Here is a 6,939-nt window from a genome sequence, read left to right as displayed (position 1 = left end):
ACTAAGACTGTGACAGTCGGGGCAATTGATCTGTATTTGTGTCTTCATAACCTCAAATATATCATCTTGCTTTGACTGTCACCCTTCCTTTATTACCCCAGCATACTTTTTGATACACCACCAAATAGCTTAATATTATAGTTCGTTGTAAATTAGGCAGGTACTACCTTTAATTGAGTATTGATTTTTGGACTACCTTAATTTTTCTTTTCTACAGAGCAAATAAAATGGCTAATATAACAGGTGAAGTGGTTTACGAATGGGATGAAAATGTTAGTGATAAAAACGATTTTGGTTCAGATTATGATATTTCTGACCTCGAAGATGTGTTTTTAGCACAAGATTTCTCATTAGAAGAGTCAGGAAAGCGTCACGATGATTTGTTTATACAAATGTATATCGGATTCATATATCATCCGTTTACAAATGAAGAAGGTAAAATATTTTTAGAAGTAGGACTTGATAGACAAGGCTCCGTATTATGGGTTGAGGGCCCTAACCCAGAAGGTCCTTTTAGTATTATTAAGAGCAACATAGAAGTGTTAGGTGCAGATTTAAGAGATGATGATTTCGATGATTTTGCTGATGAAGATGATTACTGATCTTCAGTATAGAGCCTTATCAATAAAAAACCCGCTATATCAGTAGGGTTTTTTATTATCTATTAACCAGTCCCTAACCACTACAAACTTTCTTAGACTGGCTAATCTTGCCATTCTTACAGACAAACTTACCATCTTTGCAATGCGATACACCGCCCATGCTTTTTGAACAAGGGTAGTTCTGAGCATTCGCCTGTACTACTGGCGTCATCATTAACATAGATACGAAAAACGCTGATAATAGCTTCATAGCAATAGCCTTAATAGGTAAATGACGTAAGCTTAAAATGTATCCCTGCCCTATTCTATTAGCAACGATTATCTTACTTATGTTTATTTATATAAAGAATTGATGGAATTATAACTCCATAACCTGCGTCGAGCGGGTTTCTTATTACATTTCGAACAATCACAGCCTATTCACTATAAACTTTCTTAGACTGGCTAGACTTGTTATTACAAACTTACCATCCTTACAATGCAAAAAACCACCCATGCTTCTATAGCAAAGATGGTTTGAGCTTTCGTCTACGTTCAAAAAATTATTTTACTTTGCTAAAGTAAGCGTCATTAATTGCTGTTTCGTTTGAATTGAAGGAAACACGTATACCTTCATTATCTTTTGTGGCGTACCAGTATTCACCATTCGGACCCACTTTTACTTCAAATAGCTCGCTAGTCAAAATATCCCCAACAGTATATATCGATCCCTCTTTAAAAAAAGGATTCCCATCTGTACACACCAACTTATCACCAGCACATATCATAAACTTATCCTCCAGAAATTGACTGGATGGAATATATAACACTTACTGACAAATGCCAACATAGGAACTGTTAAGAATTATGCGAGGATACTTATTTGAACATGAAACAAACTACAACTATCTAGACAACTCAAACTATTGACGTACAAAGAGAAATTAAGGAATTATAAACTTCACTAAGTAACCATTTTAATTTCATTAAGAGACACTACTGAAAAAAATAATATAGATAGCGCGAGTTCAAGATATAGCGCTATGCATTGTTTTTATCTTTATAACAAACTTATGTTTATATACATAAAAGTTATCTGTTATGCAAACACCCGCCTATATCTGAGCGGGTGTTCTTATTAACTACTAACAAAAACCTTCTTAGGTGACTAACACTGCCTTCTCAAACTGCCATAGCCTCTCGTGTCAATGCAACTATCTTAATTGGTACTGCATACTTCCAAGGCATGCCACCTTCACAATAGAATTGCCCGTCTTCAAAAGCTACAATGCGAGACGTAAAATCATTGCCGACTTGATCTTCCATAGCATTTTCATCGCTCTCATCACTCACCGCACACCATATTTCTTTATGGCCATTTTTGAGCATTGCACGAGCTAAATCACTACCTACTATTAACGTATCCATATCTCTAACTCCTAATCAATAATGATGACTATTAAGCTAAACAAGTGGTCTTAAAGGAGCTGTCACTTGACCATCTTTAGACTCATTGTGCTGGTAACTACACTCTGATCGTCAGAAGTTAGATGTGCCTACAACTATAATATAAGAGTAATTTATTATCATAGGCTAGTGATATTGGATAAACGGCATATTTATCAGCATAAACTGCAATACTAGTATGTACATAGAACGCAACAGTCATTTATATATAGATTTTTTTATAGTCCTACGTCTTGCTGAGTGAGCTCAACCTTCTTAACTGGTACAGCATGATGCCATGAATTACCTTGTCTACAGACAAAACCATCCTCAAAAGACACGATAGGCACCAACAGCTCGTAATAGCCATTCTCGACCGTTTCCATAGCATGCTTATCACTAATATTACTGACAGCACACCATACCATTCTATCGCCACGCTCCAACATAGCCTGAGTCAAATCGCTACCTTTTAGTTCAATAATCATTGCTAAGCCTTATGGTTTATTAAATCGAATCGACACTTTATAGATAAATTCATTTTTTGCAATATAAGTTTTTAAACTTGGAAGTTTTAGATAGAGGCATTGAGAAACTCACCCGCTATTGAGCGGTTTTTTTTGTGCTTACATATTTAATTAAGGTCATAATATATATTGTGAACAGTTGCCGAATAGTTACCAATCAGTTAAAGTCGAGTAAATTACTAATTTATATATTCAGGCGAGCGATATGGCACAAAAAGTTTATTGCAATAACTGCGGATCAATAACTAATCCTAAAGTAGCTGGCAGCATAATTATTACATTAATACTTGTGTGGTTCGCCATAGTACCAGCAGTTATTTATGAAATATGGCGTAGTAAAAATAAGAGATGTAGACAGTGTAGTAGCCCTGCTATCATGCCTTTACACTCCCCCGCTGCGCAACAGGCTATACAGCGTCAACAAGCACCAGTACAACAAGCCCATACACAACCGGATCCTACGCCAGTATCAGTTGTGCCCTCTGAGTCGAAACCAGATTTACCACCGGCAGAAACCTTTGCTATTGATCAGAATATTAATGGTGGCTTAATTGAATTTTTCGGATTAAAAAGGTGGTACCAAGCTGCTTTTAATGACGAGCAAAAACACAGACTAGAAGATCGCTTTGGTATTGTATCTGGCAACAAACTAGCTTCAGGCCCAGTACGCTTTAAGTTTGCCAATGTCGATATACTGCAGTTTCTCTATGGACTAGAAGAAAAGCTGAAGCCGCAAGAATTCAGCGATATTTATAAGTTGATAGATGAACAGTACAAAGTAGAAGCTAGTAAATTCTGTAACATTGATGACAATAGATGGAATAATGAAAAATACTATAAATCATGGTTTGCACTGATGAAGCCTAGAATTGACGCGCTTACCAAGTTAAAAGAAGATGGCTATTTCAAACAAGGTCAGTTTGATATGGTTAATAATAATTACGCAACTCAGCCTTGCTTAGATTGAGCTATGCTGAAAAAACTGTAGAACCAAACTTGGTAAACTAACGACTCAATGAGGATTTTATCATGACTAAGAAGATCAGAACCTATAGTGCAGCATTCAAAGCAGAGGCCGTTAAAAAGGTAGCAGATAATGATGGCAATGTTTCAGCAACGGTAAAGCAGCTTGGCATCGCTATGCAGACATTATCTAACTGGCAAAACAAAGCTAATAAAGGCAAGCTAATCGGTACTAAAGGATATGACCCTGAGATTATGGCTATACTAGAAGAGAATAAACGTCTTAAACGTGATCTCAAAGTTGCTCAAGAAGAGCGAGACATTCTAAAAAAGGCCACGGCGTACTTCGCGAAGCACAGTTGATGAAGTACGTCTTTATCAAGGATAACCAGAAAATATTTAGCATCACCTGCATGTGTCACGTATTAGATGTTAAGCCATCAAGCTATTACAACTGGATCAATCGTGGTATCAGTAATCAGCAGATTCATCGTAATCAGTGTGAGTTGCTAGTTCGCGTGGCTCATGATGAGACTAAGCAGCGCTATGGCTATGAGCGATTGTATGCTTACCTTACAGGGCAAGAATATGCCATAAGTAAATATATGGTTAGACGCATTAAAGAAGAGTGCGGCATTAAATGCCGACGTCACAATCGCTTTAAAGTCACCACCAACTCAAACCATAACAAGCTTATCTATCCAAACCGTCTAGAACAGAAATTTAATGCCAATCACCCTAATGAGGCTTGGGTCAGTGACATCACTTATATATGGACAGATGAAGGTTGGCTATACTTAGCAGGTGTTAAAGACCTATATACTAAAGAGCTGGTCGGCTATGCTATCCACAAGCGCATGACAGCAGATTTAGTCTGCCGTGCACTTGATATGGCCATCAAGAACAAACGACCTAGTCAAGGTTTGATTTTACATTCTGATAGAGGTAGTCAGTACTGTAGTTATGACTATCATAAGATCATTAAGAAACATAGATTTAAGGGCTCAATGTCCAGACGTGGTAATTGCTTTGACAATGCGCCAATAGAAAGCTTCTGGGGCGTATTGAAGAATGAGTTGGTGTATCACGAAGACTATAAAACAAGGTTCGAAGCCATCAGTGATATCACTAAATATATTGAGCTTGAGTACAATCAGACTAGAATCCAAAAGGGTTTGGGCTATAAAACGCCAAGACAGGTGTGGTTTGACTTTTATCGTCAGGCTGCGTAAGTAAAATCTCCCAAGTCAATGTCTACAGATTTGACAGCATAGCTCATCTTGCATCTCTGCGAGCATAGTCATCATCTGCTTGCTCAAGCAAAAAAGCCCAACACTACTTATATCGCAGTGTTGGGCTTTTTTTTATATCTTTTCTATATTAAAAAGAAGTACGGCGATAGTGACGGTATTCGGGTAACCAAAAGTTTGCCTCTATTCGGCGTTGTAAATTTTCTGCGGTATCAGGTAGTGCCAGCTTATCTTCAACCGCTTGCACTGCTACGGCATAGGCTATTTTTTCACTAATCTCTCTGATAACTTTGATTGGTGGTAGTATGGCACCTGGTACTTTTTCGTACTCCATAGAGATATCTGCAAGGGCTTGGCTTGCCGCCATTAACATATTATCACTAATAATTGTCGCCTGAGCCGCCAGAACGCCAAGACCGATACCTGGGAATATATAGCTGTTATTACACTGAGATACCTCAAAAGTCTGGCCATTGAAGGTCGTAGGAGGAAAAGGACTACCTGTTGCAATGATGGCTTTGCCACGACTCCAGTTCATCACTTCTTGCGGGGTTGCCTCTACACGAGATGTTGGGTTTGACAACGGTAATACAATTGGATGTTCCGTATTGGCGCATAACGCTTCGATGACTTCTTGGGTAAACAGACCTTTTTGGCCACTGACACCAAACAATACAGTGACTTCTGCTTGTTTGACTACTTGCGCTAAGCCCAGTTTGTTACTTTTATCCCAGTGTGCGATAGCGGATTCTTTTTGTACCAATGGGACTTGGAATTTTTGTAGCTCTGTCATGTTATCAGTCAATAGGCCATAACGATCAACCATAAATACTTGGCTGCGTGCTTGCGCTTCAGTCAATCCTTCACGCTGCATTTGGCGAACAATATGTTCGGCGATACCACAACCTGCCGATCCTGCTCCCAAAAATGCGATTTTTTGCTCACTCAGTTTTTGACCTTTATTCAAGCAGGCAGCAATCAAGGTACCGACCGATACCGCAGCCGTCCCTTGAATATCATCATTGAAACAGCATAACTGGTCACGATACTTATTCAATAATGGGGTGGCATTTTCCTGTGCAAAATCTTCGAACTGTAATAATGCTTCTGGCCAACGGCGCTTAACGGCTTGAATGAATAAATCCACAAATTCATTATACTCATCGCCAGAAATACGTGGGTTTCTCCAGCCCATATACATAGGATCGTCAAGGAGCTGTTGATTATTGGTGCCGACATCTAGCAAGATTGGTAAGCAATACGCTGGGCTAATACCACCGCACGCCGTGTATAAAGACAATTTACCGATTGGAATGCCCATACCGCCAATCCCTTGGTCCCCAAGGCCTAATATACGTTCGCCGTCAGTGACAACGATTACTTTGACGTTTTGTTTGGTGGCATTTTGCAATATATCATCGATTTGATGGCGCTCAGCATATGAGACAAATAGCCCCCGTTTACGGCGATAGATTTGCGAGAATTTTTCACACGCTTGACCAACTGTCGGGGTGTAGATAAGCGGCATGATTTCTTCGATGTGCTGCTCAACCAAATGATAAAACAAGGTTTCATTGGTGTCTTGGATATTACGCAAGTAGATATGCTTGTCCATATCACTAGTGAATGAGCGCAGCTGATGATAAGCACGCAATGATTGCTCTTCAATCGTCTCAATATTATGCGGTAGTAGCCCAGTTAAATTAAAGCTATTGCGCTCTTCTGCTGAGAAGGCACTTCCTTTATTGAGTAAAGGGGTCTCTAAAAGAGCGGGGCCAGCAACGGGAATATATAAGGGACGCTTATTTGACATGATAAAATCTTCTTCTTAAGGGCATATGAATGAAAACTGTACTAGTGCTGCATTATACATAGCATCGGCTAATATTTAACAATATGTAACAAAATATTTTTAAGTATGTATGGTTTTAGAGATGTTTATCATTATGCATCGCATCCTGATTTGTATCCAATCGCTGACAACATATGATTATCTTGATAAACAATTGCCCAATCGACATGGCGGATATATACTCTTATAAAAGTACCCCACTCTCAACTTGAAATAAGCAAATCAAACTGAAGAGGCGGGTTACCAAGTTTTTTATTGAGTACAAAGCACAGATTATGCGACAGAATCTTACGAATCAATCGATGAGACAAATGCCATAA

Annotated in this window: 8 protein-coding genes and 1 pseudogene; 3 read left to right on the top strand and 6 right to left on the bottom strand. The window is 38.8% G+C overall.

What is annotated here, in order from left to right:
* Nucleotides 1-227 precede the first annotated feature (227 nt).
* Entirely contained in the window at nt 228-602 is a 375-nt protein-coding gene (locus JMX83_RS14605) for a hypothetical protein (protein WP_201603258.1), read from the top strand.
* A gap of 73 nt (nt 603-675) precedes the next feature.
* Here JMX83_RS14605 and JMX83_RS14600 read toward each other — a convergent pair whose 3' ends face one another.
* The 4 genes from JMX83_RS14600 to JMX83_RS14585 all read right to left on the bottom strand — a co-directional run bounded on the left by JMX83_RS14600 (nt 676) and on the right by JMX83_RS14585 (nt 2,515).
* A complete protein-coding gene (locus JMX83_RS14600; RefSeq protein ID WP_227675882.1) occupies nt 676-852 on the bottom strand; it encodes a YdcA family protein in 177 nt (58 codons plus the stop codon).
* A 292-nt stretch (nt 853-1,144) separates the two neighbouring features.
* Entirely contained in the window at nt 1,145-1,369 is a 225-nt protein-coding gene (locus tag JMX83_RS14595; protein WP_201603255.1) for a hypothetical protein, read from the bottom strand.
* Nucleotides 1,370-1,763: 394 nt separating this feature from the next.
* Nucleotides 1,764-2,009: a hypothetical protein gene (locus tag JMX83_RS14590; RefSeq protein WP_201603251.1), complete on the bottom strand. Its 246-nt coding sequence runs from the start codon at nt 2,007-2,009 to the stop codon at nt 1,764-1,766.
* A 257-nt stretch (nt 2,010-2,266) separates the two neighbouring features.
* Complete coding sequence (locus JMX83_RS14585) at nt 2,267-2,515, bottom strand: hypothetical protein (RefSeq protein WP_201603248.1); 249 nt, start codon at nt 2,513-2,515, stop codon at nt 2,267-2,269.
* A gap of 244 nt (nt 2,516-2,759) precedes the next feature.
* Here JMX83_RS14585 and JMX83_RS14580 point away from each other — a divergent pair, with 244 nt between their 5' ends.
* Nucleotides 2,760-3,521 carry a hypothetical protein gene (locus JMX83_RS14580; protein WP_201603245.1) on the top strand — a complete coding sequence of 254 codons (762 nt, stop codon included), beginning with the start codon at nt 2,760-2,762 and terminating at the stop codon, nt 3,519-3,521.
* Nucleotides 3,522-3,583: 62 nt separating this feature from the next.
* A protein-coding gene (locus JMX83_RS14575) for an IS3 family transposase (protein ID WP_201603242.1) occupies nt 3,584-4,749 on the top strand; the annotation gives its coding sequence in 2 pieces (ribosomal slippage) (nt 3,584-3,842 and nt 3,842-4,749; 1,167 coding nt in all).
* A gap of 148 nt (nt 4,750-4,897) precedes the next feature.
* On the opposite strand, the gene JMX83_RS14570 is transcribed toward JMX83_RS14575, so the two are convergent.
* Nucleotides 4,898-6,580, bottom strand: a complete 1,683-nt coding sequence (locus JMX83_RS14570; protein WP_201603239.1) for an NAD-dependent malic enzyme — start codon at nt 6,578-6,580, stop codon at nt 4,898-4,900.
* Between the two features lie 242 nt (nt 6,581-6,822).
* A pseudogene (locus tag JMX83_RS14565) lies at nt 6,823-6,939 on the bottom strand (IS982 family transposase); the annotation flags it as partial.

The organism is Psychrobacter piscatorii, assembly GCF_904846415.1.
Taxonomy (GTDB): Bacteria; Pseudomonadota; Gammaproteobacteria; order Pseudomonadales; family Moraxellaceae; genus Psychrobacter; species Psychrobacter piscatorii.
The sequence above is the reverse complement of the archived record's forward strand: the minus strand, read 5'-3'. Positions and strand labels throughout refer to the sequence as shown.